1 pseudogene is annotated in these 678 nt (G+C 67.4%); it reads right to left on the bottom strand.

What is annotated here, in order from left to right:
* Window positions 1-118 precede the first annotated feature (118 nt).
* Window positions 119-556: pseudogene (locus RM425_RS21480) on the bottom strand (integrase core domain-containing protein); the annotation flags it as partial.
* Between the last annotated feature and the right edge of the window lie 122 nt (window positions 557-678).

Genomic DNA, 678 nt, shown 5'->3' with positions numbered 1-678 from the left:
GACCGCGCGTCGACAACGACACGCTCGCCCACCACACCGGCAGACGAAGCAGAGGCGCCCGCCCGAAGCAATCCGGACGGGCGCCTCACCCTGCCCCTTGACAGAAACGAGCTACATATCAGCTGTACTGACCCGCAGGGTTGTTGACGCGGTCGATCGGTAGGCGGCCGCCGATGCCCAGGTGTGGCCGGTTCAGGTTGTAGTGGTTCAGCCAGGTGGGCAAGAGGGCGGCGCGGTCGTCGTTGCTGGCGAAGATTCGCGAGTAGGCCCACTCGGCGCTGAGGGTGCGGTTGAAGCGTTCGACCTTGCCATTGGTCCACGGGCAGTGCGGGCGGATGAACTTCTGCCGGGCACCGAGCGCGGCTGCTGCGGCAGCGAAGTCGCGGGACCTGCGGTAGTTGAAGGCGTTGTCGGTGATGACCCGCTCGATGGTGATGCCGTGGCCGGCGTAGAAGGCGGCGGCGCGGGTGAGGAAGCCGGCGCAGGTGGCGCCCTTCTCATCGCCCAGGATCTCGGCATAAGCCAGCCGGGAGTGGTCGTCGACGGCGGCAGGGACTGCCCAGACTTCAGTTGACTCTTGTTCGTTGGGGGCAGTCAGGCCGCGTGAGCGGCCTGGGTCAGTGTCTCGAACTCGATGGGGGTCATACGGCCGAGGGCGTCTTGGCGCCGGCGGCGGTG

The organism is Blastococcus goldschmidtiae (assembly GCF_031845325.1).
In the GTDB taxonomy this organism is placed as follows: Bacteria; Actinomycetota; Actinomycetes; order Mycobacteriales; family Geodermatophilaceae; genus Blastococcus; species Blastococcus goldschmidtiae.
Note: the sequence above shows the minus strand (reverse complement) of the source record. Positions and strands in the feature narration are given on the sequence as shown.